At 69.0% G+C, this 25,658-nt stretch carries 28 protein-coding genes; 7 read left to right on the top strand and 21 right to left on the bottom strand.

All coding sequences use genetic code 11. From position 1 onward, the window contains the following. Positions 1-4 precede the first annotated feature (4 nt). From recA to thyX, 13 genes are all read right to left on the bottom strand, one after another. Positions 5-1,150: a recombinase RecA gene (recA, locus tag Q5716_RS05675; RefSeq protein ID WP_305002119.1), complete on the bottom strand. Its 1,146-nt coding sequence runs from the start codon at positions 1,148-1,150 to the stop codon at positions 5-7. 238 nt (positions 1,151-1,388) lie between these two features. Then, positions 1,389-1,616 carry a DUF3046 domain-containing protein gene (locus Q5716_RS05670; RefSeq protein ID WP_305002118.1) on the bottom strand — a complete coding sequence of 76 codons (228 nt, stop codon included), beginning with the start codon at positions 1,614-1,616 and terminating at the stop codon, positions 1,389-1,391. A gap of 65 nt (positions 1,617-1,681) precedes the next feature. Further along, positions 1,682-2,002: a helix-turn-helix domain-containing protein gene (locus Q5716_RS05665; protein ID WP_305002117.1), complete on the bottom strand. Its 321-nt coding sequence runs from the start codon at positions 2,000-2,002 to the stop codon at positions 1,682-1,684. A 143-nt stretch (positions 2,003-2,145) separates the two neighbouring features. Next, positions 2,146-2,655, bottom strand: coding sequence for a CinA family protein (locus Q5716_RS05660; RefSeq protein ID WP_305002116.1), 510 nt, complete (start codon positions 2,653-2,655; stop codon positions 2,146-2,148). Then, entirely contained in the window at positions 2,631-3,224 is a 594-nt protein-coding gene (pgsA, locus tag Q5716_RS05655) for a CDP-diacylglycerol--glycerol-3-phosphate 3-phosphatidyltransferase (protein ID WP_305002968.1), read from the bottom strand. Before pgsA ends, Q5716_RS05660 begins: the two co-directional genes overlap by 25 nt. Positions 3,225-3,279: 55 nt before the next feature. Next, positions 3,280-6,009, bottom strand: a complete 2,730-nt coding sequence (locus Q5716_RS05650; protein ID WP_305002115.1) for an FtsK/SpoIIIE family DNA translocase — start codon at positions 6,007-6,009, stop codon at positions 3,280-3,282. A gap of 49 nt (positions 6,010-6,058) precedes the next feature. Then, entirely contained in the window at positions 6,059-7,336 is a 1,278-nt protein-coding gene (locus Q5716_RS05645; RefSeq protein WP_305002114.1) for an ABC transporter permease, read from the bottom strand. Further along, complete coding sequence (locus Q5716_RS05640) at positions 7,333-8,085, bottom strand: ABC transporter ATP-binding protein (protein ID WP_305002113.1); 753 nt, start codon at positions 8,083-8,085, stop codon at positions 7,333-7,335. Before Q5716_RS05640 ends, Q5716_RS05645 begins: the two co-directional genes overlap by 4 nt. Further along, positions 8,082-9,083, bottom strand: coding sequence for a permuted SH3 domain-containing protein (locus Q5716_RS05635; RefSeq protein WP_305002112.1), 1,002 nt, complete (start codon positions 9,081-9,083; stop codon positions 8,082-8,084). The genes Q5716_RS05640 and Q5716_RS05635 overlap by 4 nt, the downstream gene beginning before the upstream one ends. A 116-nt stretch (positions 9,084-9,199) precedes the next feature. After that, positions 9,200-9,631 (bottom strand): GNAT family N-acetyltransferase, encoded by a 432-nt coding sequence (locus Q5716_RS05630; protein ID WP_305002111.1) that lies wholly within the window; start codon positions 9,629-9,631, stop codon positions 9,200-9,202. 40 nt (positions 9,632-9,671) lie between these two features. Beyond that, positions 9,672-11,348: a ribonuclease J gene (locus Q5716_RS05625; RefSeq protein ID WP_305002110.1), complete on the bottom strand. Its 1,677-nt coding sequence runs from the start codon at positions 11,346-11,348 to the stop codon at positions 9,672-9,674. Positions 11,349-11,369: 21 nt separating this feature from the next. Then, entirely contained in the window at positions 11,370-12,347 is a 978-nt protein-coding gene (gene dapA / locus Q5716_RS05620) for a 4-hydroxy-tetrahydrodipicolinate synthase (protein ID WP_305002109.1), read from the bottom strand. A 143-nt stretch (positions 12,348-12,490) separates the two neighbouring features. Then, on the bottom strand, positions 12,491-13,231 hold the full coding sequence (thyX, locus tag Q5716_RS05615) for an FAD-dependent thymidylate synthase (RefSeq protein ID WP_305002108.1): 741 nt from the start codon (positions 13,229-13,231) through the stop codon (positions 12,491-12,493). An 81-nt stretch (positions 13,232-13,312) separates the two neighbouring features. Between thyX and Q5716_RS05610 the strand changes: the two genes are divergently transcribed. From Q5716_RS05610 to Q5716_RS05595, 4 genes are read left to right on the top strand one after another with little or no spacing between them, the layout of a single operon-like run. Further along, a complete protein-coding gene (locus Q5716_RS05610) occupies positions 13,313-13,738 on the top strand; it encodes a TlpA family protein disulfide reductase (RefSeq protein WP_305002107.1) in 426 nt (141 codons plus the stop codon). Next, a complete protein-coding gene (locus Q5716_RS05605; protein ID WP_305002106.1) occupies positions 13,735-14,226 on the top strand; it encodes a DUF4395 domain-containing protein in 492 nt (163 codons plus the stop codon). The genes Q5716_RS05610 and Q5716_RS05605 overlap by 4 nt, the downstream gene beginning before the upstream one ends. A 38-nt stretch (positions 14,227-14,264) precedes the next feature. Continuing rightward, complete coding sequence (locus tag Q5716_RS05600; RefSeq protein ID WP_305002105.1) at positions 14,265-14,690, top strand: OsmC family protein; 426 nt, start codon at positions 14,265-14,267, stop codon at positions 14,688-14,690. Further along, the gene (locus Q5716_RS05595; protein WP_305002104.1) at positions 14,690-15,604 is read left to right on the top strand and encodes a TIGR01777 family oxidoreductase; all 915 of its coding nucleotides are present in this window, start codon (positions 14,690-14,692) and stop codon (positions 15,602-15,604) included. Before Q5716_RS05600 ends, Q5716_RS05595 begins: the two co-directional genes overlap by 1 nt. Here Q5716_RS05595 and Q5716_RS05590 read toward each other — a convergent pair. After that, positions 15,570-16,019 (bottom strand): tetratricopeptide repeat protein, encoded by a 450-nt coding sequence (locus Q5716_RS05590; protein ID WP_305002103.1) that lies wholly within the window; start codon positions 16,017-16,019, stop codon positions 15,570-15,572. The genes Q5716_RS05595 and Q5716_RS05590 overlap by 35 nt on opposite strands. Further along, positions 16,016-16,756, bottom strand: a complete 741-nt coding sequence (dapB, locus tag Q5716_RS05585) for a 4-hydroxy-tetrahydrodipicolinate reductase (RefSeq protein ID WP_369523969.1) — start codon at positions 16,754-16,756, stop codon at positions 16,016-16,018. The genes Q5716_RS05590 and dapB overlap by 4 nt, the downstream gene beginning before the upstream one ends. 36 nt (positions 16,757-16,792) lie before the next feature. Between dapB and Q5716_RS05580 the strand changes: the two genes are divergently transcribed. Continuing rightward, complete coding sequence (locus Q5716_RS05580) at positions 16,793-17,707, top strand: GNAT family N-acetyltransferase (RefSeq protein ID WP_305002102.1); 915 nt, start codon at positions 16,793-16,795, stop codon at positions 17,705-17,707. Here the strand turns inward: Q5716_RS05580 and Q5716_RS05575 are convergent. Beyond that, positions 17,704-18,306, bottom strand: coding sequence for a histidine phosphatase family protein (locus Q5716_RS05575; RefSeq protein ID WP_305002101.1), 603 nt, complete (start codon positions 18,304-18,306; stop codon positions 17,704-17,706). The two genes, Q5716_RS05580 and Q5716_RS05575, sit on opposite strands and share 4 nt — an antisense overlap. Before the next feature lie 26 nt (positions 18,307-18,332). Then, positions 18,333-19,691, bottom strand: a complete 1,359-nt coding sequence (locus tag Q5716_RS05570; protein ID WP_305002100.1) for a M16 family metallopeptidase — start codon at positions 19,689-19,691, stop codon at positions 18,333-18,335. Between the two features lie 211 nt (positions 19,692-19,902). On the opposite strand from Q5716_RS05570, the gene Q5716_RS05565 reads away from it, so the two are divergent. Further along, a complete protein-coding gene (locus Q5716_RS05565; RefSeq protein ID WP_305002967.1) occupies positions 19,903-20,493 on the top strand; it encodes a TetR/AcrR family transcriptional regulator in 591 nt (196 codons plus the stop codon). 7 nt (positions 20,494-20,500) lie between these two features. On the opposite strand, the gene Q5716_RS05560 is transcribed toward Q5716_RS05565, so the two are convergent. Next, complete coding sequence (locus Q5716_RS05560) at positions 20,501-21,490, bottom strand: aldo/keto reductase (RefSeq protein ID WP_305002099.1); 990 nt, start codon at positions 21,488-21,490, stop codon at positions 20,501-20,503. A gap of 146 nt (positions 21,491-21,636) precedes the next feature. On the opposite strand from Q5716_RS05560, the gene Q5716_RS05555 reads away from it, so the two are divergent. Next, the gene (locus Q5716_RS05555; protein ID WP_305002098.1) at positions 21,637-22,167 is read left to right on the top strand and encodes a YbhB/YbcL family Raf kinase inhibitor-like protein; all 531 of its coding nucleotides are present in this window, start codon (positions 21,637-21,639) and stop codon (positions 22,165-22,167) included. Here Q5716_RS05555 and Q5716_RS05550 read toward each other — a convergent pair. From Q5716_RS05550 to Q5716_RS05540, 3 genes are all read right to left on the bottom strand, one after another. Then, the gene (locus Q5716_RS05550; protein WP_305002097.1) at positions 22,164-22,343 is read right to left on the bottom strand and encodes a hypothetical protein; all 180 of its coding nucleotides are present in this window, start codon (positions 22,341-22,343) and stop codon (positions 22,164-22,166) included. The genes Q5716_RS05555 and Q5716_RS05550 overlap by 4 nt on opposite strands. A 135-nt stretch (positions 22,344-22,478) precedes the next feature. Then, the gene (locus Q5716_RS05545) at positions 22,479-24,758 is read right to left on the bottom strand and encodes a polyribonucleotide nucleotidyltransferase (RefSeq protein ID WP_305002096.1); all 2,280 of its coding nucleotides are present in this window, start codon (positions 24,756-24,758) and stop codon (positions 22,479-22,481) included. Positions 24,759-25,012: 254 nt separating this feature from the next. Beyond that, positions 25,013-25,651, bottom strand: coding sequence for a hypothetical protein (locus tag Q5716_RS05540; protein WP_305002095.1), 639 nt, complete (start codon positions 25,649-25,651; stop codon positions 25,013-25,015). Between the last annotated feature and the right edge of the window lie 7 nt (positions 25,652-25,658).

The raw sequence follows: 25,658 nt of genomic DNA, 5'->3' as shown, positions 1-25,658 counted from the left end.
TGGTCTACTCGCCGACCGCGGCCGGGAAACCGGGCTCGGCCGACTCGACCGGCATGACCGGAGCGGCGGCCTTCGCCGACTTCGAGGCTGGTGCGGGCGCGGATGCCGCCGCCTGCGCCTCACGGGCCTGTGCGGCCTGCGCCGCCTTGGCCTCCGCCCCGATGCCGAGCTTGACCATGATCTTCTGCTCGATCTCCTTGGCGATCGCCGGATTCTCGAGTAGGAAGTTGCGCGAGTTCTCCTTGCCCTGACCGAGCTGGTCGCCGTCGTAGGTGTACCACGCACCCGACTTGCGCACGATCTCGTGCTCGACGCCGAAGTCGAGGAGGCTGCCCTCTCTCGAAATTCCCGTGCCGTAGAGGATGTCAAACTCGGCCTGCTTGAAAGGCGGTGCCATCTTGTTCTTGACCACCTTGACGCGAGTACGGTTACCGACCGCGTCAGCACCGTCCTTGAGCGTCTCGATTCGACGGATGTCCATGCGGACGGACGCGTAGAACTTGAGCGCCTTACCACCGGCGGTGGTCTCCGGGCTGCCGAAGAACACGCCGATCTTCTCCCGCAGCTGGTTGATGAAGATCATCGTCGTGTTGGTGGAACTGAGGCCACCGGTGAGCTTGCGCAGCGCCTGGGACATGAGGCGCGCCTGGAGACCCACGTGGGAGTCGCCCATCTCACCCTCGATCTCAGCGCGGGGCACGAGCGCCGCGACCGAGTCGATCACGATCAGGTCGATCGAACCCGAGCGCACGAGCATGTCCGCGATCTCGAGCGCTTGCTCGCCCGTGTCGGGCTGGGAGACCAGCAGGGAGTCGATGTCGACACCGAGCTTGGCGGCGTACTCGGGGTCGAGCGCGTGCTCGGCATCGATGAAGGCGGCGATTCCTCCGTTGCGCTGGGCGTTCGCAATGGCGTGGAGCGTGAGGGTCGTCTTACCCGAGGATTCCGGGCCGTAGATCTCCACGATGCGGCCGCGAGGGAGACCGCCGATGCCGAGGGCGACGTCGAGGGCGATCGAGCCCGTGGGGATCACCTCGACCGGAGCACGCTCGTCGCTGCCCAGCCGCATGACCGAGCCCTTTCCGAACTGGCGGTCGATCTGCGCGAGGGCGGTCTCGAGGGACTTCTCGCGGTCTGCTGCAGAAGGCATGTCTTCTTCTCTCCTGGTCGTAGGTTGCTGCCCATAGGCTGTCGCGCCGCTGCCGGACCGGTGATGCAAGGTCCGCAGCCTCCCGACAAAGGCTGGTGGTGCTGAGGGCCACGCTACGCCCAGGCCCCGACATTGCTGACGAGGTCGACGCGTGTTGTGGATAAGACCCGTCTTCGAAAAGACGTTAGGGAGAAGCTATCAGAGGTCGAATCAATGTTCGATATGCCAGTCGGCGTGTCTACGCCTTCTTGGGGTCGCGCAGTCCGACGCCGTAGCGGCGATCCGGGGGTACGTCGGTTGCCTCGCAGAGCGCGAGCCAGACGGCACGGGCATCCACACCGCGCTTGATCGCCTCCTCGGCGGTCAGCCCGCCCACATCCATGAGCACGAGATCGTGAGCCAGTACCCGGCCGTACTCGGCTCCGAACTCGTCGGAGACCGCCAGCCAGAACTCGCTCAACCTCATCCCCCCACGCTAGCGCGGAAAACGACGAACGCCCCGGCCGGAGCCGGGGCGTTCGATCGATGCCGTTAGCGGGCGACGAGGTCGGCGTCGAACTCTGCGACCAGGTCGTCCGGAAGCGTGTCGGGGACGACGGGGGCGAGCGGCGTGAGCCCCTCGATCACGGCGAGCCGGTCACCCACCTCGCGCATGATGACGGAGATGGGCGTATCGAGCGCCTCTGCGACGGACGCGAGGATCTCGGAGCTCGCCTCCTTCTGACCGCGCTCGACCTCGCTGAGGTACCCGAGCGCGACGCTCGCCTTGCTCGCGACCTGACGAAGGGTGCGGCCCTTCTGCAGGCGGAAGTCACGGAGAACGTCACCGATTTCCTGACGAACCAGAACCATTGGACCCTCCTTCTTGACTGATTTGCGAGGCCAGCTTCTCGTGGGATAGCTAACACTACAGCCACCGCAGTACGAGAACTCTAGCCACCCGAATCTGTGCGGGACTTGTGAATTCAGTACTTGTAACGAGATCGAAACGCGCCCTATTCCCGCACTGCTTCCAGCAGCCTCTCGAGCCTCGAGAGGGATTCGGAGACGGTCGCCGAGCGGATGGCCGAGCGGCTCCCGGAGAGCTGGAGGCGCTCGGAGAGCACCCGGTCCCCGATCGCGAATCCGAGGTGGACCGTACCCACCGGGTGCCCGTCCTGCGAGTCGGGTCCGGCGACTCCCGTCGTCGAGATTCCGACGTCGGCGGGCATCCCCTCGACGGCGCACGCGCGACGCACGCGATCGGCCATCTGCTCGGCGACGGCGGAATCGACCGGTCCGCGGGCGGCGAGCAGATCCGCGTCGACGCCGACGAGGGAGTGCTTCAGCCGGGTGTCGTAGGCGACGATGCCCCCGCGCACGACTGCGGACGCACCCGGGGTCGCGATGAGCTCGGCCACGAGCAGGCCGCCCGTCAGGGATTCGGCGACGGCGATCGTCAGCCCCCGGTCGACGAGGGCGGCGATGACCGAGGCCCCCGTCACCGCGAGCGGTTGCCCCGCCACGCCTGCCACAGGTAGTCGAGCCCGGTGACGACGGTGAGGACGAGGGCGATCGCCATGACCGACCAGTTGACCCAGAGCACCCAATCGCCCAGCAAGGTCCACAGCGGAACGAGGAAGAGGGAGATCGCGACCGACTGGGCGACGGTCTTGAGCTTGCCGCCGCGAGAGGCGGGGATGACCCGGTCCCGGAGTACAGCGAATCGGAATGCCGTGATCCCGAGCTCGCGCACGAGAATCACGATCGTCACCCACCACCAGAGCTCGCCGAGAATCGAGAGCATGACGAGGGCCGCACCCGTGAGCACCTTGTCGGCGATGGGGTCGAGGATGATGCCCACATTGGTCACCAGGTTGCGGCGGCGGGCCACCGATCCGTCGACGCCGTCCGTGGCGATGGCGAGGATGAACAGACCGGCGGCGACCCAGCGCAGCACGCCGTGCTCGCCGTTGTCGGCTGCGAGGAGCCAGACGAACACGGGGGCGAGGAGGATGCGCGCGACAGTGATGATGTTGGCGAGGTTGCCGCTCGAGGCCTTCGAGTCGCCCTTCGCGGAGACCCGGCCCTTCATGGAGTCGCGCACGGCGTCCACGCCGCGCTGAACGGGCGAGTCTGAGACCACGCGCCTACTCCCGATCGGTCAGTTGCCAGGCGTCCTCGTCCGAGCCGCCGTCCTCCACATCGTATCCCGCGAACTGCTCCTCGACCGGGTCTCTCGGCGAAGCAGCAGGAGCGGCGGATGCCGGGGCGTCCTCCCCTCGCAGCCGGGCGAGCACCCCGGGCAGCTGCTCCGCGGTGACGAGCACATCGCGCGCCTTCGAGCCCTCGGAGGGGCCGACGATCTCGCGGGATTCGAGGAGGTCCATGAGTCGGCCGGCCTTAGCGAAGCCCACCCGCAGCTTGCGCTGCAGCATCGACGTCGAGCCGAACTGCGTGCTCACGACGAGCTCAGCCGCCGCGAGCAGCAGCTCCAGGTCGTCGCCGATGTCGGAGTCGATCTGCTTCTTCTCGGCGCTCGCCGCGACATCCTCGCGGTACTCCGGTCGCGCCTGGCCGATGACGTGCTGGACGACCGCGGCGACCTCGTTCTCGTTCACCCACGCGCCCTGCACGCGAATGGCCTTCGAGGAGCCCATCGGGAGGAAGAGTGCGTCTCCCTGACCGATGAGCTTGTCGGCGCCCGGCTGATCGAGGATGACCCGGCTGTCGGTCATGCTCGACACCGCAAACGCGAGGCGCGACGGCACGTTCGCCTTGATGAGGCCTGTCACGACGTCCACCGAGGGCCGCTGCGTCGCGAGGACGAGGTGGATGCCCGATGCCCGGGCCAGCTGGGTGATGCGCACGATCGAGTCCTCGACGTCGCGCGGCGCGACCATCATGAGGTCGGCGAGCTCGTCGACTACGACCAGCAGGTACGGGTAGGGCGAGAGCTTGCGCTCGCTCCCCGGCGGCAGAACGATCTCGCCGGCGACGACGGCCCGGTTGAAGTCGTCGATGTGGCGGAACCCGAACGACGCGAGGTCGTCGTACCGCATGTCCATCTCCTTGACGACCCACGCGAGCGCCTCGGCGGCCTTCTTGGGGTTGGTGATGATGGGCGTGATGAGGTGCGGCACTCCCGAGTAGATCGACAGCTCCACGCGCTTGGGGTCGATGAGCACCATGCGCACCTCGGCGGGCTTGGCCCGCATGAGAATCGACGTGATCATCGAGTTGACGAAGCTCGACTTGCCGGAGCCCGTGGAGCCGGCCACGAGGAGGTGCGGCATCTTCGCGAGGTTCGCCACCACGAAGCCGCCCTCGACATCCTTGCCGAGGCCGATCGTCATGGGGTGCTCGCTCTTCGTCGCCGCGGTCGACCGCAGCACGTCGCCAAGCGAGACGATCTCGCGGTCCTTGTTGGGGATCTCGACGCCGATGGCGCTCTTGCCCGGGATCGGCGAGAGGATCGTGACCTCGTTGCTCGCGACGGCGTAGCTGATGTTCTTGGCGAGAGCGGTGACGCGCTCGACCTTCACCCCCGGCCCGAGCTCGAGCTCGTAGCGGGTGACCGACGGGCCGCGACTGAACCCGGTCACGACGGCGTCGACCTGGAACTGCTTGAGGACCTCGGTGATGGCCGCCACGACCTCGTCGTTGGCCGCGCTGCGCGCCTTAGGCGGGGTGCCGGGGGTGAGCATCCCCGGCGACGGGAGCCGGTACGCCGCCGGCGACTGGCGGGGCCGGGTCGCGACGGGGGCGTCGAACTCTCCCGCCTCGCCCTTCTCGCTCGCTGTCGTCGCGAAACCGGGGAGCACTCCCGGGCCGTCCTCGCGGAGGCTCGTCGCGCCCGTCTCCACCTCACCCGTGAAGCGCTTGACCGCCTCCTCGGCTTTGCTGAGCTCGTCGAGGAGCTCGATTCCGAAGGGCTCGGGTGATGCCGGCATGTGCGCGATGACCTCGGTCTCCTGCTCCGCGCGCACGGGCTGCTCACGGGCGATGACCGGGCTATCGAACGCGGGCTCGGCCGCTTGCGACTTGTTGCGGCGCCACCAGGGCAGCGAGCCGGTGTCCTCATCGAGACCGAGGTCGCTCATCGTGCCGAACTCGACGGACTCGGTCTGACCGCGTTTGGCGGCCTTCGCTGCGGCACGCTCGTCCTCGTCGGGGAGCTGCGCGCCGAACAGGTACGCATAGAGCTCGCGGAGTCGAGCTCCGAGGCGGTTCGGCGGGGTCTTGGTGATGATGAAGAGGGACAGCACCAGGAGGATCACGATGATCGGCGTGGCTAGCGCCGGGGTCCCGATCGCGATGAGCGGTCCCGCGAGAACCCACCCGACGAGACCCCCGGCCCGAGCGAGCACCTCGACCCCGTCAGTCGGTGCGGGCTGACCGCCGAACGTGTGGCAGAGCCCGCTGATCGTCGACACGAGCAGCGTGACTCCGATGCCGATGCGGGTGTTGTCGTGCACGCTCGCCGGGTGCCGGAACAGCCACGCAGCGAAGAGCACCATGATGACCGGCAGAGCGAAGGCGACACGGCCGAAGAGGAGCCCGACCGTCCACGAGTCGAGCGCGATCGCCACCGGATCGGTCGGGTTGAACCACTCCACGACGGCACCGACGACGGCGAGCAGGAAGATCAGGAACGGCACTCCGTCGCGACGCTCCTCCTTCGCGAGCGTCTCCTTGCCGAGCACCCGGAAAGCCCCGCCGACGGCGTGCGCGAGGCCCATCCACGCCTTCGCGAGCAGACCCTCCTCCTGGACAGGGACCTGCTTACCGCGCGGAAGCCGTTTGGTGGGCTGCGCTTGCGTGCGACCCCGCGTCGAGGTCGTGCGCGAGCGCGACGAAGACCGGGTGCTCGTAGCCATGCGAATCACGGTACCCGCGAGCGCCGACGGTGCCGGGCAGCGACCCGCCCTAGTACCGGATCGCGTCGATGACCTTCACTCGCACGGCCACGAGGGCGGGGAGGAGCCCGGCGAGCGCGCCCACCGCGGTCGCCGCCCCGAGGCCGAGGAGCGCTGCCTCGACGGGGAAGGGCGGGACATCCGTCAGCCCGAACGCGACGAAATCGCGCACCACCGGGTTCTGCACGATCGCGACGGCGACGACCACTCCCGCGACCCCGGCGACGACGGTGGCGACGACGCTCTCCATCATCACGGCGAAGAACACCCGGGGCGCGGTCGCACCGAAGCTGCGGCGGATGCCGATCTCCCGGATGCGCTGACGCACCGTCACGAGCGAGATGTTGACGAGTCCCAGTGCGCCGAGGATGAGGATGAGCACGGCGATTCCGGCGAGGACCATCCGGATCGAGGCGGTGGGGTCCTCGCCGCCCTCCCAGGCGAGGTAGTCCTGGCGGTTGACGTCGACCTGCCAGCCCTCCCCGCAGGCCGCGGCGACGTCGCGCCGGATGAGGTCGGTGAGTTCGGTCGCCATGTCCGGCGGCACCCAGAACTCGTACTGCGGCCACGCCTGCGCGATCTGCTCCGGGGTCGCGAGCGAGGCGTACGCGGAGTTCAGGATGTAGGCGCGCAGGCTCAGATCGAACGGCTGCACCGGCAGCACGCCCACGACGACTGCCGTCACGGGATCCTCGCCGAGGAGCTGGATGGTGGGGTGGGTGCGCAGGTCGGGCGAACCGAGGCGCTGCCAGAACTGGTCGCTCACGACAATGGCGGGCGCCAGGCGCAACTCGTCGCGATCGACGAACCACCGCCCCTGGCCGACCTGGACGCGGTGCATGACGCCGTAGTCGACGTCGACCGCCTGAGCATCCACGAGGCTCACCCCGTCGCGGAACTGCGCGCTCAGCTGCATCCACTGCGTCGACCCGGCGTAGCCGATCGCGTACCGCTCGACGACCGTCGCCGCTGCCTCCGCCATGATCGCCGGATCACCCTGCTGACCCGTCTCGGGGTTGTAGGGCGGTGAGAGCACTAGGGTCGCCGGGCGACCGGAGCCGCGCTCGAGCTGTTCGATCTGCGCCTGCTGGGCGATCGCCCCGATGCCGACGACACTGGTCAGCGCGCACACGGCGACCCCCACTCCGATGAGGCTCAGCAGCACACGGGTCTTGTGGATGCGCAGCTCGTCCCACGCCTCGACGACAGCGCCGAGGAATCCGGATGCCCAGCCCCCGCGCTCGCGGCGGGGCGCCCTCCGCACTGGCGTCTTCTCGAGCTCGGTCACGCGCTCTCCCCCGAGGGCAGCGCGAGAGCCCGGTCGGCCGACTCCGACATGGCCAGCGCGCGGTTCACATCGACCGGCGCGAGCACTCCCCTGTCGAGGCGGAAGTGGCGGCGGGCGAGGGCCGCGACGTTCGCGTCGTGCGTGATGGTGATGAGAGCGGCGCCGGATTGCTCGGCGACGTCGTCGAGCAGCTCCATGACCGAGGCGCCCGTCTCGATGTCGAGAGCCCCCGTCGGCTCGTCCGCGAGGATGAGCCTCGGTCCGCGGACGAGGGCGCGCGCGATCGCCACTCGCTGCTGCTCGCCGCCGGAGAGCTTGTCCGGCATCGACGACATCCGGTGGCCGAGCCCGACGCGCTCGAGCATCTCCGCCGCGATCGACGCACGGGAGAAGAACTGCCGACCGCTCGCGTAGAGCAGGGGCGTCATCGCGTTCTCCAGCGCGGTGCGCCCCGGGAGGAGGTTGAACTGCTGGAAGATGAAGCCGATGTCGCGGCCGCGCTTGCGATCGCGCTGCCGGGAGGAGAACCGCTCGACGGGCTCGTCGTCGACGAGGATCCGCCCGCTCGTCGGGGAGTCGAGGAGACCGAGGATGTTGAGGAGCGTCGACTTGCCGGAGCCGGAGCGTCCCACGATGCTCACGTGATCGCCCACCTCGACGGTGAGGTCGATGCCCTTGAGGATGTCGAGGCGAGCGCCGTCGGGGAGCGCCACCGACCGGGTCACTGCCTCGAGGGTGAGCAGGCTCATCCGCAGATCGTCCCGTCCGGGGTATCGATGCACTGGCCCGGGAGCGGCATGCCGTCCGTCGGAGCCGGCGCCCCCGGCACGAACTGCAGGATCGTCTCGCCCTCCTCGAGGCCGCCCGTGATCTCCACGTTGACGCCGTCGTTGAGGCCGAGCGTCACCTCGCGCTGCTCGGTGCTGCCGTCCGGGAGCACGACGTACACATTGCCCGTTCCCGAGGCGCCCTCGACCGCGGTGATCGGTGCGATGAGCACGTCCTCCGCGATGCCGCCCGCGATGACGAGCTCGGCGGCGAGGCCGGCGAAGACCGTGACATCCCCCGGCACCGTGCAGGTGACTGTGGGGCCGGACTCTCCGCCACCCGTGCCGCCGCCCTGCGTGCCGCCCGTGCCCTGGCCCTGGCCGGGCAGCGGGGTGGTGATCGTGAGGTTCGTGCAGGTGAACGGCGCCGGACCGCCGGTGATGGTGACTTGCGCCTCGCTCGGGCGCTGGATGAGCCGGTAGAGCTGCTCGGGCGGGATGCTCCCGCTCACGTGGAACCCGGGCGGCGCGATCTGACCGACCGGGTCGCCGACGGCGAACTGCTGGCCGACGAGGGCGGAGAAGCTCGACAGGACTCCGCTGACGGGAGCCGTCACGGTGCTCCAGTCGTTGCTGACCGAGCCATCCGGGTTCGCCACCTGGCCCTTGAGCAGGAGGACCTCCTGGCCCGCGTTGACCCACGCCCCGGCGCCGACGTACACCTCGCGCACCTCGCCCGTGCCCGTCGCGGGGACCGCTACCGCGGCATCCGCGGCGACCGTGCCGGTGAGCGTCACATCATTGGAGATCGTGCCGCGACCGACCACGTACTGCGGGTCGACGATCTCCGCGCTCGGCACCGCCGGGTCGGTCGCCTCCGATCGATCGGGGAAGAACGCGATCTTCGCGAGCGCAGCCGCGATCACGGCGAAGACGACGATCCAGAGGATGGGGAAGACCCACTTGCGAGCGATGGACACGGGGAGGCAACCTCACGGGGTCGGGGACGGAGATCAGTCCACGCTAAGCGGAACTCACGTCTAGCGAATCACCCGAACGGATGATCCGCATCCCAACGTTTTGCGATCGGGAGTCGTCAGGATGCCCGGCGCAGCATCGTCGTCGCCTGGCCGAACCTGCCCACCGGCTCGAAGCCGACAGACCGGTACAGTCCGATCGCCGGATTACCGTCCTCCACGCTGAGGCTGAGATCGCCGGGGGTCGCGGCGATCATCGTCTCGATCAGCCCCCTGCCGATGCCCCGACCGCGGAAGCCGTCGACGATGCCGATGCCGAGTTCCGGGATGCCGGCGGACACGAACCCGTAGCCGGGCGCGTCCGCGGTGAAGTATCTCGACCACACCATTCCGACCGGCTCACCGTTCACCTCGGCGACGAAACCGCGGTCAGTCTCGCGCGGGAACCCGCCCACGTACTGGTCGAAGGTGGGGTCGGCGCGCCAGAACGCGTCGCCCTTGACGTTCGCAGGGTTCCAGTCGGCGGTGATGACGAAGACCCGCTCGAGCAACGGGAGGTCGGCCGCGGTCGCGGGGCGGATGCGCGGCAGCTCAGGCCTCGATGACGACCGGGACGATCATCGGCCGGCGGCGGTGCTGGGTGTTGACCCAGCGGCCGACGGTGCGTCGGACGACCTGCGAGAACGCGTGAGTGTCGCGAGTGCCGTTCTCCGCGGCATCCGCGAGCGCTCGGATGATCTGCGGGAGGACGTCGTCGAAGACGTCCTCATCCTCCGCGAATCCGCGTGCCTGGATCTCGGGCCCGACGATCACCTTGCCCGTCTGCGGGTCGATGGCCACGAAGATCGAGATGAAGCCCTCCTCGGCGAGGATGCGGCGATCCTTGAGGTCGGCATCGGTGATCTCGCCGACGCTCGATCCGTCGACGTAGACGTACCCGAGATCGAGCTGGCCGACGATCTTCGCGACCCCGTCCTTCAAGTCGATGACCGTGCCATCCTCGCCAATGATCGTGTTCTCCTCCGGGACGCCGGTCTGGATGGCGAGGTTGGCGTTGGCGACGAGGTGGCGCTGCTCGCCGTGCACGGGCAGCACGTTCTTCGGCTTGAGGATGTTGAAGCAGTAGAGCAGCTCGCCCGCCGCGGCGTGACCCGAGACGTGCACCTTGGCGTTTCCCTTGTGCACGACCGTCGCACCGAGCTTCATGAGCCCGTTGATGACGCGGTAGACGGCGTTCTCGTTGCCGGGGATGAGGCTCGACGCGAGGATGACGGTGTCACCCTTGCCGACGACGATCTGGTGCTCGAGGTTGGCCATGCGCGCCAGCACCGCCATCGGCTCGCCCTGGCTGCCCGTGGACATGTAGACGAGCCGGTCATCCGGCATGTCCGCCGCCTTCTTGGCGTCGAGGAGGACGCCGTCCGGCACCTTGAGGTAGCCGAGGTCGGCGGCGATGCCCATGTTGCGAACCATGGAGCGGCCCATGAGGACGACCTTGCGGTTGTTCGCGGCAGCGGCATCCAGCACCTGCTGCACGCGATGGACGTGGCTCGAGAAGCTCGCGACGATGACTCGGCGGGGCGCCTTGGCGATGACGGACTCGAGCACGGGCCCGATGTCCCGCTCGTTCGGCGTGAAGCCGGGGACATCCGCGTTCGTGGAGTCCGGCAGGAACAGGTCGACGCCCTCCTCGCCGAGGCGGGCGAATGCGCGCAAGTCGGTGATGCGGTCGTCGAGCGGGAGCTGGTCCATCTTGAAGTCGCCGGTGTGCAGGACGACTCCCGCGCTCGTGCGGATGGCGACGGCGAGCGCGTCGGGGATCGAGTGGTTGACCGCGACGAACTCGAGCTCGAAGGGGCCGAGCTTCTCGACCTGGCCCTCCTTCACGGCGAGGGTGTACGGCGTGATGCGGTGCTCCTTGAGCTTCGCCTCGACGAGGGCGAGCGTCAGGGTGCTGCCGATGAGCGGGATGTCCTGGCGCAGCTTGAGCAGGTAGGGCACTGCCCCGATGTGGTCCTCGTGACCGTGGGTGAGCACGATCGCGACGACGTCGTCGAGCCGGTCTCGGATCGGGCCGAAGTCCGGGAGGATCAGGTCGACGCCGGGCTGGTGCTCCTCGGGGAAGAGCACGCCGCAGTCGACGACGAGGAGCTTGCCGTCGATCTCGAACACGGTCATGTTGCGCCCGATCTCGCCGAGTCCGCCGATCGGCGTGACTCGGAGGGTACCGGGTTCGAGTGCGGGCGGGGCGAAAACTGAGACTGGCATCGGGACGAGCCTACCGCCGGGTCAGCGCGTGGTGCCCGCGACCTTCGGGAGCGCGCCGCCGGCGGCCGCGTTGCGGTCGGGGCGGAAGTTGTCGAAGCTCACGCCCGGGATGTCCTTGACGAGGTCGATCTCGTCCTCGATCTGGGCTGCCTCCCACTCCTCCGGTCCGACGAGCGGCAGCCGGACCCGCGGGCTGGAGATGCGCCCGAGCCCGTGCAGGATGTACTTCGTGGCGACCGTGCCGGGCACGTGGGTCATCGTCGCGCGGACGAGGGGCTCCAGCGCCTTGTGAGCGGCGGTGGCGGTCTTCAGGTCGCCGGCGTTGACGGCGTCGACCATGTGCCGGTACGGGGTCGGCGCGATGTTCGCGGTGACCCCGATGAGGCCGGTCGCCCCGATCGCGAGGCTCGGGAGGACGTTCGCGTCATCACCGGAGAAGTAGTACAGGTCCGTCTGGTTGAGCACACGACTGACCTCCGAGAGATCGCCCTTGGCGTCCTTGACAGCGAGGATGTTCGGGTGCTTGGCGGCGCGCAGGATCGTCTCGTACTTGATGGGCACGCCGGTGCGACCCGGGATGTCGTAGAGGATGACGGGCAGGTCCGTCGCATCCGCGATCATCCGGAAGTGGGTGAGGATGCCCGCCTGAGTCGGCTTGTTGTAATACGGGGTCACGACCATGTTGCCGTCGGCGCCGGCCTTCTCGCTCTTCTTCGCGAGCTCGATGGCGTGCGCGGTCTCGTTCGAGCCACCACCGGTGATGATCTTGGCGCGACCCGCCGCGACGGACTTGCCCACCTCGACGAGCTTGATCTTTTCGGGGTCGGTCAGGGTCGAGGTCTCGCCCGTGGTGCCGGTGACGACGATTCCGTCGGCTCCCGCGGTGATGACGTCGTCGATGTGCTTCTCGACGTCGGCCCAATCGACTTCGCCGTCCGGGGTGAACGGCGTGACGAGTGCGACGAGCACCTGGCCGAAGGGATTGGGGAGCGTAGACACGAGTTACAGGGTAGCGGGGCGGAGGCGGGCCAGCACACACGCCGCGGCCTGCTGCGTCGCCGTACGACTGCCGACGGCCGCGTTGTCGCCGTCGCGGCGCGCTGACACAGGCCAGCAGACCGCCGCGAGCTCACACTCTCGGGCTACGGCGCGACGCGGCCGTTCGCGTTGAACGCCTCGTAGGTAAGCGGCATGAGGCCCGCCCAGTGCGCCTCCATCTTCTCGGCGACCATCTCGATCTCGCGCTGCGGGAATGAGGGGAAGTGCGTGCCCTCCCGCTTGGTCCTCAGCGACAGGAAGTTCATGAGCGAGCGCGCGTTCATCGTCACGTACATCGACGAGTAGAGCGAGAGCGGGAGCACGATGCGGGCGACCTCGCGGGCGATGCCCGCGTCGAGCATCCGCTGATACGAGGCGTACGCCTCGGTCGCCACGGCTTTCGCCTCGGTGACGGCGAGCTCCGACTGCTCGGGGCTGCCCGGGAGGAATTCGTAAGCGCCGGCCTTGCCGACCTGCACGAGGTTGCGATCGGCCCCGGGCACGTAGAACACCGGACCGAGCTCGCGGTAGCGGCCGCTCTCCTCGTTATAGGAAGCGATGCGGTGGCGCATGAACTCGCGGAACACGAAGATCGGCGCCTGCACGTAGAACGTCATCGAGTTGTGCTCGAACGGAGAGCCGTGGCGGTCGCGCATCAGGTAGTTGATGAGGCCCTTGCTGCGGCTCGTGTCCACATCGGAGTCGAGGGCACCCTCCAGGGTCTTCTCGCCCTGTGTTGAGACCCGCGCGGCGAAGAGCACGTCGGAGTCGTCGGCGCTCGAGCGGACGAGCTCCACCGTGACATCGGAGCGGAACTGGACCTCGGGCTTCTCGTTGTCAGGCACGGCCTTCACGATAGCGACCGAGCCCACGTAATGTGCCGCAACACTCGGTTCACGGCAGGAGCCCGCGCCTACATTGGCTCCATGTCGTTGCCCGCCGTGCTCGCCGTTCTCGCCGCCCTCGTCGGCGCCGCGACGGTGCTCGGGCTCCTGTGGCAGCGATCGCAGGGACGCGTACGCCGACAGCGGGGCACGACGCGGGTCAGGCCGACGGATGTCCCGGGCCTGGCTCGACTCGCCCCCGGTGCCACCCTGCTCCAGTTCTCCACCGAAGTCTGTGCACCGTGCCGCTCGACCCACGCCGTGCTCGGCGACATCGCGTCCGAGCTCTCCGGAGTTGTCCACGTCGACCTGGATGTCACGCACCGACCCGACCTCGCCAGCCGCTTCCACATCCTGCAGACGCCGACCACCCTCATCCTCGACCGCACCGGAGTCGTGCGCGCCCGCATCGGCGGTGCCGCGCGCCGCGACCTCGTCCGCCACGAACTCGAAAGGGTCCTGTCTTGAGCGCCACCGGAATCGACCCCCGCAGCCCGCGCTTCGGAGCCGGAATCACCGCCGTTCTCCTGCTCGTCGTCATCGGCCTCGCCCTCGCCGCGCCCGCGGCGGCGAGCATCGGCGAGCGCGCGGTGCAGCCGGCCTTCCTCCTCTTCGCCGCGATCAGCGCGCTCTTTGCGTGGGGCGCCTTCGCGGGCATCCGGCGCCACCCCTACGGCGCCCTCTACCGCGCACTCGTGCGGCCCCGCCTCGCTCCCCCGAGCGAACTCGAGGACCCGGTCCCCCCGACCTTCGCCCAGGGCGTCGGTTTCGTCATCACGCTCGTCGGTCTCGTGCTTCACGTCGTGGGGGTCCCGTGGGCCCTCGTCGTCGCCGCGGCCGCCGCCTTCGTCGCGGCGTTCCTCAACTCGGTGTTCGGCTACTGCCTCGGCTGCCAGATCTACCTGCTCCTCGCGCGAGCGGGAATCCTCGGACGGAAGGGTGCCGCTGCGGCGTAGTGCCGCCTAGGGTGGAATCGACGAAAGGGGCTACACCGATGTCAGTCACCAGCGAAGCGACCACCCTCTGGTTCGGAGACCTGCTCAGCGGATCGGGCACCACGTCGCTCGACTCCTCCGACGCCGCCGAGTTCCCCGTCTCGTGGGCCGCGCGGTCCCAGGGCGAGAGCGGCCGCACCAACCCCGAAGAACTCCTCGGCGCCGCCCACTCGGCGTGCTACTCGATGGCCTTCTCGCACGCTCTGGCCGGCGCGGGCACCCCGCCCGAGAGCCTTCAGGTGACCGCAGCCGTGACCTTCGAGCCGGGAGAGGGCATCACCGGGAGCCACCTCCTGGTGAGCGCCAAGATCCCGGGCATCTCCGAGGCCGACTTCCAGCGGCTCGCGGAAGAGGCCAAGGCGAACTGCCCCGTCTCGAAGGCGCTCGCGGGCATCCCGATCACCCTCGAAGCCAGCCTCGCCTGATGCCGGCGGCTCGCGCCGAGCGCATCCTCGTCTCCGGCGCCTCCGGGTTCATCGGCACCGAGCTGTGCCGGCAGCTGGAGGCCGACGGTCGCACCGTGCTCCGCCTCGTACGCCGGGAGCCCGCGTCGCCGGATGAGTTCCGCTGGTCACCCGATGAGGGGACGATCGACCCCCGCGCCCTCGAGGCCGCGGATGCGGTCGTCAACCTCTCGGGGGCGAGCACGGGGCGCCTGCCGTGGACGGCGTCGTACAAGCGGGAGATCCTCTACTCGCGAGTCAATGCCACCCGCACCCTCGCGGAGGCCATCGGTCGGGCGTCCGACCCGCCCCGCGTACTCGTGAACGGCTCGGCGGTCGGCTACTACGGTGACCGTCCCGGAGAGACACTCGATGAGAACTCGGCGAAGGGCGACGGCTTTCTGAGCGACGTCGTCCAGGCCTGGGAGCAAGCCGCAGCCCTCGTGCCCGACAGCACTCGCGTGGTGCTCGCGCGCACCGGCGTCGTGGTCGGCCGAGGCGGCGCCTTCACCCCCCTCGTGCCGCTGACGCTCGTCGGTCTGGGCGCCCGGTTCGGGCGCGGCACCCAGGTGTGGCCGTGGATCTCCCTCCACGACGAGGCTGCGGCGCTGCGGCACCTGATCGATTCCGAGCTGGACGGCGTCGTCGCCCTCGCTGGGCCGGAACCGGCGACCTCGGCGGAGATCACCACCGCGCTCGCCGAGACGCTGCGGCGGTGGCATCCCTGGGTGATCCCGACGTTCGCGATCAAGCTCCTCGGGGACGCCGGCCAGGAGCTGCTGCTCAATGACCAGCACGTCGTGCCGGAGCGGCTTCTCGCCGACGGATTCGAGTTCCGCGACTCGACCGCGGCCGAGGCGATCAGTCGCGCGTTTGCGCCCGATGGAGGGCGATAGCCTTCCGGGTCGCCCAGCGCGCGCGGCTCCGGTCGCCGCTCGCGTCGTACGCGAGGCCGAGCCGGAGCCAGTCGCGCCACGAGTCGGGTGAGGCCTCGACTGCCTCCCTGTAGCGGGGGAACTGGGCATCCGCCGCCACCGGGTCGATGCGCCCGCTGGGCAATCGGGGCAGATCATCCACCGGAAGGCCACCCTCCGCGCCGAGTGCTCGAACCAGCGTCTCGCCACGCGTGACGAAGACCAGCTCGGAGACGATGTACCACGCGCCGACCACGGGGAAGACGAGAAGCGCGACACCGATCGTCGTGACGATGCCGTCGCCCGTGCCGATGAGCGCCACCGCGAACTGCGTGACCGCAACGATGTAGAGCACGAGCAACGCGGCCATGACGATCGCGCCAATGCGCGAGGTCATCCGGCGTCGCCCAGCCCGAGGAGAGCGTCGAGACCGACCGTGATCCCGCGGGCGGTCGCGGCGGCGCGGAGCCCGAGCAGGATGCCCACCTCATAGGAACTCGGCGACAGGGTCTCGTGCGTGATGGTGAGCACCTCGCCGGTGCCGCCGAAGTGCACGTCCTGCCGCGCGACGACCCCGTTCAGCCGAAGACTGTGGATCGGGATGCTGGAGACCTGCTGACCGCGAGCACGCTGGTCCACGTGAGGGGCCGAGACCGGCCCGAGTTCGCTTCGGGCGCGACCCATGAGCTCCGCGGTGCGCACCGCCGTACCCGACGGCGAGTCGACCTTGCCGGCATGGTGCGCCTCGACGATCTCGATGGAGTCGAAGTACCGCGCGGCCTGCGCGGCGAACGAGGTCGCGAGCACCGAGCCGAGGGAGAAGTTCGGGATGAAGACGACGCCGACGTCGAGCTTGCCCGTGACGAGGCGATCGATCACGGCGATGCGCTCCGCCGTCCAGCCCGAGGTTCCGACGAGCGCATTGATGCCGTGCGCCACGGCGAACTCGACAACTGACTGGGACACCGCCGGCACCGTCACGTCGAGCACGACGTCCGCCCCGAGCATCTCCGAGAGCTCCCCCGTCGAGCCGATGTGGGCCGCGAGCTCGAACTCGGTGGACGCCTCGATAAGGGCACAGGCGAGTCGGCCCATCCGGCCCGTGGCGCCGACAACGGCGACAGTCGTGGTCATAGCCCCAATCTAGCAAGCGGCGACTAGCCTGATCGGGTGCCCGAGTTCGTCGAGACCGCCGTCGATGCGCCCGAGGCACGGATGCTCCTCGACGAGTACTTCTCATTCCGCGCGGCGGGGTTCCCGATCGCCGGGGGCTACCGGACCGTGCATCCGTCGCCGGATGCGTTCGAGCGCCCCCGCGGCGTGTTCGTCGTGGTGCGGGAGGGCGACGATGTACTGGGGTGCGGCGGCATCCGGATGCTCTCCTCCACGCGCGCGGAGATCAAGCACCTCTGGGTGCGCCCTGCCGCCCAGGGCCGCGGCCTCGGGCGGGCGATGCTCGGCCACCTCGAGCAGCTCGCTGCGAACCTCGGCGCCACCGAGACCGTGCTCGACACCAACGCGAGCCTTGAGGCCGCCGGGAGCCTCTACCGCTCCTCGGGCTACGAGTCGATCGAGCCGTACAACGACAACCCGAACGCGACGAACTGGTACCGCAAAGTGCTGGTACGGGTGCGTCGGCGAACGCTCCTCGGGCGGGCCGCCGCCGTCATCTCGAGAGGTGCGCGGATCCTATCCGCAGCGTTACTGGCAGCGCTCGCATTGGTGGGATTCGCGCTGGGAGTGGGGCTTCTCACAGCGGCGGGCGAGCCCGTCTACTGGGGCACGTACACCGAGTCGAGCTGCGAGGGATGGGGGCGGGCCGGATGCCACAGCAGGGGCACCTGGGTCAGCGATGACGGCACCATCCGGCTAGAGAACATTCGATTGGATGGCCACGTCGGACCGGACGGGACTGTGCTCGCCTCTTACCGTCCCACGGGGTTCTTGAACGACTTCAACAACCAGATCGTCCACACTGAATGGACTTCGTGGCTGGGGCCGTGGGTGCCGTGGGGTGTGGGTGTGGGCACCTCCATAGCTGCATTCATCCAGATCCGCCCACTGATCCCGAGACGCCGCACCTAGAACGGCTGGTCGACCGGCATCCCGGTGCGCAGCTCCACGGGCAGGTGCCCGAGGTCGTTGTGCGTCACGAGCACCGGTGGCTTGGCGCTGCGGACCCGGATGATCGTGAGCCCGCAGTTCGCCTGGTTCACGCCGAGCCAGCGCCACGCCGGGGCGCCGAAGACCTCCCGCACGAACCACGCGATCACGAAGTTGTGGGTGATGAGCAGGTCGTGCCGGTCCTCCCGTGCCGGGGCGAGGAACTCCGCGACCGCGTCGGCCATCTGGGCCTGGCCCGCATCGATCTCCTGCGGGGTGATTCCCCCGAAGAACGGCTCGAACGCGGCCGGCATGTCGGGCTCGGGCCCGGAGGGGATGCAGTCCATGAGCAGCGCGCTCGGCTGGGACTCCAGTGCGGGCATCCGCTCCGTCATGATCGCCGCGGTCTCGGCGGCGCGCTGCAGCGGTGAGTGCCACGCGCGAGTGAACGGCACTCCGCCGAGGCGCTCCGCGATCGCGCGCGCCTGACGGATGCCCTTCGGGCTGAGCGGGCCGTCGGGAAGGCCGTACTCCGCATCCTGCTGCTCCCCGTGGCGGACGAGATACAGGTAGTGAGCCATGGAAGGCACCTCGGTTTTCCTGGGTACTAGGCGGCGAGACCCGGCGACGCTGCCAGGCTCGCGAGGGACGGCTCGTCGACGGAGCCGACGGCGGCGATCGAGAGCGGGCGCCCCGCGAGCTCGAGGGCGAGCTCCTGGACGCCGGAGACGGTGACGAGCTCAAGCCGACGCAGGGACTCGTCCAGGTCCACGAACTCACCGAGCGTCAGCTCGCTGCGACCTAGCCGGGACATGCGGGTGTCCGAGTCCTCCAGGGCGAGCGCGGATGCACCGCTCAGCTGTCCCACGGCTCGGCGCAACTCCTCCTCCGAGACGCCGCCCTGCGCGAGTCGTGCGAACTCCTGCACCATGAGCTCGGCCACCTGGGATGACTTGACGGGCGAGCATCCCGCGTACATTCCCACGATGCCGGCGTCACTGTAGCTGGGGGTGAACGAATAGACGGAGTAGGCCAGGCCGCGCTTCTCGCGGACCTCCTGGAACAGGCGCGACGACATGCCGCCGCCGAGGATGGAGTTGAGAACGGCGAGCGTCGAGCGGCGCTCGTCGGCGGCGGGCAGGCCGGCGACCCCGAGGATGAGGTTCGCCTGCTCGAGCGGACGCGGCACGACGACGAGCGGGCTGCCCCGATCGATGAGGTCTCGAGTCGCGTCGCGGCGGGAGACCGGCACGGCACTCGCGGAGAGGTCCCACCCCGCCTCGAGGAGCGCCGCCGTCGCGCGCGCGACGAGGGCGTCGTGGTCGACAGCGCCCGCAACGGTGATGACGAGGTCCTGGGGCCGGTAGTTGGCGCGATAGTGGCCGACGACGGCATCGCGGGACACCGCCTCGATCGTCTGCGGGCTGCCGCCGATGGGACGGCCGAGGGGATGCTCGCCGAGCACGGCCTCGAAGAAGCGCTCGCTCGCGACATCCGACGGGTCGTCGTCCGCCATCGCGAGCTCCTCGAGGATGACCCCGCGCTCGGTCTCGAACTCCTCCGGGTCGATCACCGATGAGGTGAACATGTCGGCGAGCACGTCGATCGCCATCGGCAGGTCGCGATCCTGCACCTTGGCGTAGTAGCAGGTGTACTCCTTCGCCGTCATCGCGTTGTGCTCGCCGCCGACGGCGTCGAACGACACCGCGATATCGAGCGCGCTGCGCGACCGGGTGCCCTTGAAGAGGAGGTGCTCGAGGAAGTGCGTCGATCCGTACGTCTCGGGGAGCTCGTCGCGGGATCCCACCGCGACCCAGAAGCCCACGGTCGAGCTGCGCGCGCCCGGGACGCTCTCGCTCAGGATGCGAACGCCGCTCGGGAGTACGGTGCGCCGGACGAGGCACTCGCCGGAAGCGGTGAAGGAGAGCTCTGCTTGCTCAAGGGGAAGTGCAACGGCGCCGTTCATCGTCCTTGAGCCTACGTCATCCGATCGATCACACCGGAGGCGGCAGAATAGACGCACCCCCCAAACTGGGGGTGAGATATGAGGACAAACAGACTGGTCTGTCTGTCCTCATAGGTGATACTGTCTATTCCGGGCACCCGAAGCCCGACCCCGCATGTCCCGCTAACCCGATGGCGGGCATGCATTTTCCCCCGCAAGGAGTCGCGCTGTGATGGTCGTTGAGGAAGCTCCGACCGCGCAGCGCGCTCCAGCGAAGGGGCGGATCCTCGACACCGCCTCGGTCCTGTTCTACGAGGACGGCATCCGCACCGTCGGAGTGGACCGCATCATCGCCGCGTCGAGCGTCACCAAGGCGACCTTCTACAAGCACTACCGCGCCAAGGACAACCTGATCGTCGAGTACATCACCGGTCGGCACCGCGCGGTGCGGACCGAAGTCGAGCACATCATCGACGCCGCCGAGTCGCCGGACGTCGCGCTCCGCGCGATCATCGCGTCGATCGCGAGCGAGATCGCCTCCCCCGGCTTCCGAGGCTGCGCGTTCATCAACGCGGCTGCCGAATTCCCGGATGCCGAGCACCCGGTGCGTCAGGTCGTCACGCAGCACCGCGAATGGTACGTCGACACCCTCGCGGACCTGCTTCGCGAGCTCGGGCATCCCGTTCCGGGCGATGCCGCCGACGAGCTCCAGCTCGCCCGAGACGGAGCCCTGTCCGGAGGCTACGCGGGCGACTCGATCGCCGCGACCGCCGCCCTCGGGCGGATCGCGAACCGCGTCCTCGCGGAGGCCCGCCCGGCCTAGCCGCCAGCTACTCCGACGCCCGGTCCAGATCCGTTACCTGGTGCCGCGTCAGCTGGAGGCCGGCCGCGGCCGTGAGTGCGGCGACCTGCTCCGGACCGCTCGCCGACGCGACCGGGGCGACCACGTTGGGCTTGGTGAGCAGCCACGCGAGAGCCACCGAGGCGACGTCGGCCTCGTGCGCCGCGGCGACGGAGTCGAGCGCCGCCAGGATGCGCAGCCCGCGCCGCGTGAGCAGGCGCGCCACCTCTCCCCCGCGGTCGTTGCGCGCGAGGTCGGCCTTCTGCCGGTACTTGCCGGTCAGGAACCCACTCGCGAGGGCGAACCGTGGCATGACGCCCAGGAGTTGCTGGGCGGCCACGTGCGCGAGCCCGCCCTCGTACTCGGTCCGATGCACGAGGTTGTAGTGATTCTGCAGAGCGACCATGGGGGCGACGCCGAGCTGCGCGGAGGCGATGCGCGCCTCGATGAGGCGGTTGCCGGTGTGGTCGCTGCCCCCGAAGTAGCGCACCTTGCCGGCGCGGATGAGCTCGTCGACAGCGAGCAGCGTCTCCTCGAACTCGACATCCTGGTCGTCGATGTGGAGGTAGAGAAGGTCGATGCGGTCGGTGCCGAGTCGCTGCAGGGAGGCGTGCACCGCTCGAGTCAGGACGCGGGCTCGCAGCCCCGGGTTGTCGGCGCTCTTGCCGACCTTCGTCGCGACGACGATGTCGTTCCTGTTGCGGCGGGAGCGCATCCAGTTGCCGATCATGGTCTCGCTGCGACCCGCAGCGTAGGAGTCGGCCGTGTCGACGAAGTTGCCGCCCTGCTCCGTGTAGGCGTCGAGGATCGCGTTGGTCGTCCGGTCGTCCGCAGTCCAGCCGAAGACGTTGCCGCTCATCGCCAGGGGGAACACCTCGAGGTCGGATGAACCGATCCTGCGGCGACGCGGGATGACCCGGATCGGCGCGCTCGGCGGCGACACGATCTGAGCCAGCCGGCTCGACTCCACGTGCGTCACGTCACCCTGCCATTCGACCCGCTCATCCCCTGCGGGTTCCCCTCAGAGTAGGGCGACAGCGGCGGGCATCAGCGAACGACCCGCGAATCGTTACGACTCTGACGCATAATGGCGGAAGCGGGCATCCCGAGCAGAGAGGTCGGTCAATGGCGAATCATCCGAACTGGAGGCTCCCGGAGGTGCCGAAGTTCGCACTCACGAGTCCCGACTTCGAGGAGGGCGAGACGCTCCCGCAGTGGGCACGATCGGGCATCGCCGGCGCAGGAGGCGAGGACCGCTCCCCCACGCTGCACTGGGACGGCGCCCCCTCCGGCACGCGCAGCTTCGCTCTCACCTGCTTCGACCCCGATGCGCCGACCGGCAGCGGCTGGTGGCACTGGGCGGTCTACAACATCCCCGCGAAGGTCACGTCGCTGCCGCAGGACGCAGGCAACCCGGATGCCGGGCTCCTGCCGTCGGGAGCCATAACCCTCCCCAACGAGCTGCGCCTTGAGCGCTACCTCGGCGCAGCCCCGCCCTCCGGACACGGGGAGCACCGCTACGTGTTCACGGTGTCGGCCCTCGACGTCGAGAGGCTGGACATCCCCGTGGGGAGCACACCGGCCATCCTCGGCTTCCACATCGCGAGCCACATCGTCGCCCGCGCGCAGCTCACCGGAGTCTCGGAGACTGCCTAGCCGAAGTCCCCCTGACGACGGTACTGGGGAATGCGGGCGCGAGCGCGGGCCCGGGCTTTGGAGACGACGACGATCGTGACGATCGCGGCGACGAGGAACGCGAGGGCCACCCAGACGTACCAGGCCGTGTCGAGCCACTGGCGGAAGTCGCTCATGAAGTGATCGAACGGGGTCACCCGATCACCGTATTCGCGGTGACGGCGCCTCCTCCTCCCCCACTTGGGGGGCAGACAGCTTTGTGCGTTTGCATGGATCTCTGACGACGAAGGCCCGCCCCGCGAACGGGACGGGCCTTCGATCCAGAAGGGCGACTAGCCCTCGGCGGGAGCCTCGGGACCCTCGGACGCCGCAGCGGAGCTGTCGGTGTCCGCAGCATCCGTCTCCTCGGACACCGGGGCGAGGGAGAGCTTTCCGCGGTCGTCGATCTTGGTGATCTCCACCTGGATCTTCTGGCCGACCGAGAGCACGTCCTCGACGTTCTCGACGCGCTTGCCACCGGCGAGCTTGCGGACCTCGCTGATGTGCAGGAGGCCGTCCTTGCCCGGGGTGAGCGAGACGAACGCACCGAACGTCGCGAGCTTGACGACGGTTCCGAGGAACCGCTCGCCGACCTCCGGGTTCAGCGGGTTCGCGATCGCGTTGACGGCCGCACGGGCCGCTTCCGCCGACGGGCCGTCGACCGCGCCGATGTAGACGGTGCCGTCGTCCTCGATCGAGATCTCGGCGCCGGTGTCATCCTGGATCTGGTTGATCGTCTTGCCCTTCGGGCCGATGAGCTCACCGATCTTGTCGACGGGGATCTGAACGCTGATGACGCGCGGCGCGGTCGGCGCCATCTCGTCGGGCGCGTCGATCGCGGCGTTGATCACCGCGAGGATGGCCGTGCGGGCCTCCTTCGCCTGCTTGAGGGCTCCGTCGAGAACGCTCGAGGGCAGACCCGCGAGCTTCGTGTCGAGCTGGATGGCCGTGACGAACTCGCTCGTTCCGGCGACCTTGAAGTCCATGTCGCCGAGCGCGTCCTCCGCACCGAGGATGTCGGTGAGGGCCGCATAGCGGGTCTGGCCATCGACCTCGTCGGAGATGAGGCCCATCGCGATGCCCGCGACCGGGGCGCGCAGCGGCACACCGGCGTTCAGCAGCGACAGGGTGGATGCACACACCGAACCCATCGACGTCGAGCCGTTGGAGCCGAGCGCCTCGGACACCTGACGGATCGCGTACGGGAACTCCTCGCGGCTCGGGAGCACCGGCACGAGGGCGCGCTCGGCGAGGAAGCCGTGCCCGATCTCGCGGCGCTTCGGGCTGCCCACGCGGCCGGTCTCACCGGTCGAGTAGGGCGGGAAGTTGTAGTGGTGCAGGTAGCGCTTCTTCGTGATCGGCGCGAGCGAGTCGATCTGCTGCTCCATCTTGAGCATGTTGAGCGTGGTGACGCCCAGAATCTGCGTCTCGCCGCGCTGGAAGATCGCGGAGCCGTGCACGCGCGGGATGACCTGCACCTCGGCGTCGAGTGCGCGGATGTCCGCGAGGCCACGGCCGTCGATGCGGATGCCCTCGGTGAGGACCCGGTTGCGCATGACCTTCTTGGACACGCTCTTGTAGGCCGCGCTCACCTCGGAGAGAGCGGACTCGGGCAGCTCCTCGGCCGCGACCTTCGCCGCGATGGCCTCCTTGACGCGGCCCTTGAGCGCGTCATCCGCGTCCTGACGGCTGAGCTTGTCGGCGATCTGGTACACGCCCTTGAGTTCGTCGTAGGACAGCGCCGCGACGGCGTCGTAGGTCTCGTCGGTGTACGGCGGGAACAGCGGGTACTCGGCGATCGGCTTCGCCGACTGCGCCGCGAGCTCCGACTGCGCCTTGATGAGCGCCCGGAGGAACGGCTTGGATGCCTCGAGCCCCTGGGCCACGACGGCCTCGTCGGGCTTCGTCGCGCCGCCCTTGATGAGGTCCCAGCTGACCTCGGTGGCCTCGGCCTCGACCATCATGATCGCGACATCCTCGTTGCCGTCCGCGTCCGTCACGAGGCGCCCGGCGACGGTGAGGTCGAAGACGGCGTCGGCGAGCTGCGAGAACTTGGGGAAGGCGACCCACTGGTCGCCGATGAGGGCGAGGCGCACACCCGCGACCGGGCCGTAGAACGGCAGGCCGGAGATCTGCGTCGACGCCGAGGCCGCGTTGATGGCGAGCGCGTCGTAGAACTCGTCGGGCGCGATCGAGAGCACCGTGATGACGATCTGGACCTCGTTGCGGAGGCCCTCGACGAACGTCGGGCGCAACGGCCGGTCGATGAGGCGGCAGACGAGGATGGCCTCGGTCGACGGGCGGCCCTCGCGGCGGAAGAAGCTGCCGGGGATCTTGCCGGCGGCGTACGAGCGCTCCTCGACGTCCACCGTCAGGGGGAAGAAGTCGAAGCCGTCGCGGGGTTGCTTGCTGGCGGACGTGGCCGAGAGGAGCATGGTGTCCTCGTCGAGGTACGCGGCGACCGCGCCCTGGGCCTGCTGCGCGAGCCGACCGGTCTCGAACCGGACGGTGCGCGTGCCGAACTTGCCGTTGTCGATGACGGCTTCGGCGAACTTGATTTCGGGACCCTCCAAGGGGCTTTCTCCTTTGTTTACCGTCGCACACCCGTGTGGTGCACGACTCGTACACGGAGCAGGAGCGGGCAGGAGGACGCGTGCGTACCGCGCGTGCCTAGAGGGGCGGCGCGTGTCTGGCCAACAGTAGAAAAGCTCCGAACGACTCGGAAGTTCACCACCGGTGACCAGCTTCTTGCCAGCCTGCTCCGGTTGCCATGGTACCGATGCACCAGAACAACCTGAATGATTCTAGCAGCGCGGCGCGTCGGGGCCTAGGGCGCCTCATCCGACCCGTCCGGCCGCCACAGCCACTGCCGCAGAAGCGGCGGTGGCGGGCATTGCGCATCAAGCCACTGCCACTCCTGCGGAGTGAGCGGCGCGGGAGTGAGGGTTCCGTACGGTTCCCAGGCGAGGTACTCGCTGGCGAGGAAGGACTCACGGCCGGGCATCCCGTGAACGGAGTATCCGTGCAGGATGAGGCACGGCACGAGGAAGCCGTCGAAGTACTGCCAGAGGTACTCGCGCTCGTCCTCGCTCAGGAAGCCCCACACCGTCGGGTCGGAGTAGTCGGGCGGGTAGGCCTCGTAGCACCGGAAGATCGCGACCTCGAGCGCGTGCTGGTCCGCGCCCTCCACCACCTGGAGGCCGCCGCCGGAGCGGCTCACGCCGGGGATCTCGAGCGCGTCGACACACTCCATCACGCGCGGCCACGCCTCGTCGGCCGGCAGGACGTCGACGACCTCGACCTCCGGGTAGGGCTCTCCCGGAGCGAGCTCCGCCCAGTACTCGCGGCGTTGCTGCTGCACGAGCTCGCGAATCTCGTCCGAGCCCAGGGGCTCCGGTAGCGGGCGGTAGAGAGTGCACCCGGCGAGCAGAACGACCGCCGCGAGCCCTACCGCGAGAAAGCGCATGCACCCA

The organism is Antiquaquibacter soli, from assembly GCF_030580675.1.
GTDB lineage: Bacteria > Actinomycetota > Actinomycetes > Actinomycetales > Microbacteriaceae > Rhodoglobus > Rhodoglobus soli.
Note: the sequence above shows the minus strand (reverse complement) of the source record. Positions and strands in the feature narration are given on the sequence as shown.

Bases quoted from the DNA above. Each gene is read 5' to 3' on its own strand.
- Q5716_RS05595 (WP_305002104.1), top strand. From the start codon at position 14,690: ATGCCGGCGGCTCGCGCCGAGCGCATCCTCGTCTCCGGCGCCTCCGGG.
- Q5716_RS05665 (WP_305002117.1), bottom strand. From the start codon at position 2,002: ATGGTTCTGGTTCGTCAGGAAATCGGTGACGTTCTCCGTGACTTCCGC.
- Q5716_RS05625 (WP_305002110.1), bottom strand. From the start codon at position 11,348: ATGCCAGTCTCAGTTTTCGCCCCGCCCGCACTCGAACCCGGTACCCTC.
- pgsA (WP_305002968.1), bottom strand. From the start codon at position 3,224: ATGAAGGGCCGGGTCTCCGCGAAGGGCGACTCGAAGGCCTCGAGCGGC.
- Q5716_RS05575 (WP_305002101.1), bottom strand. From the start codon at position 18,306: ATGGCTCACTACCTGTATCTCGTCCGCCACGGGGAGCAGCAGGATGCG.
- Q5716_RS05570 (WP_305002100.1), bottom strand. From the start codon at position 19,691: ATGAACGGCGCCGTTGCACTTCCCCTTGAGCAAGCAGAGCTCTCCTTC.
- Q5716_RS05565 (WP_305002967.1), top strand. From the start codon at position 19,903: ATGGTCGTTGAGGAAGCTCCGACCGCGCAGCGCGCTCCAGCGAAGGGG.
- Q5716_RS05600 (WP_305002105.1), top strand. From the start codon at position 14,265: ATGTCAGTCACCAGCGAAGCGACCACCCTCTGGTTCGGAGACCTGCTC.
- Q5716_RS05640 (WP_305002113.1), bottom strand. From the start codon at position 8,085: ATGAGCCTGCTCACCCTCGAGGCAGTGACCCGGTCGGTGGCGCTCCCC.
- Q5716_RS05555 (WP_305002098.1), top strand. From the start codon at position 21,637: ATGGCGAATCATCCGAACTGGAGGCTCCCGGAGGTGCCGAAGTTCGCA.
- recA (WP_305002119.1), bottom strand. From the start codon at position 1,150: ATGCCTTCTGCAGCAGACCGCGAGAAGTCCCTCGAGACCGCCCTCGCG.
- Q5716_RS05540 (WP_305002095.1), bottom strand. From the start codon at position 25,651: ATGCGCTTTCTCGCGGTAGGGCTCGCGGCGGTCGTTCTGCTCGCCGGG.
- Q5716_RS05590 (WP_305002103.1), bottom strand. From the start codon at position 16,019: ATGACCTCGCGCATTGGCGCGATCGTCATGGCCGCGTTGCTCGTGCTC.
- Q5716_RS05650 (WP_305002115.1), bottom strand. From the start codon at position 6,009: ATGGCTACGAGCACCCGGTCTTCGTCGCGCTCGCGCACGACCTCGACG.
- Q5716_RS05670 (WP_305002118.1), bottom strand. From the start codon at position 1,616: ATGAGGTTGAGCGAGTTCTGGCTGGCGGTCTCCGACGAGTTCGGAGCC.
- Q5716_RS05610 (WP_305002107.1), top strand. From the start codon at position 13,313: ATGTCGTTGCCCGCCGTGCTCGCCGTTCTCGCCGCCCTCGTCGGCGCC.
- dapB (WP_369523969.1), bottom strand. From the start codon at position 16,756: ATGACCACGACTGTCGCCGTTGTCGGCGCCACGGGCCGGATGGGCCGA.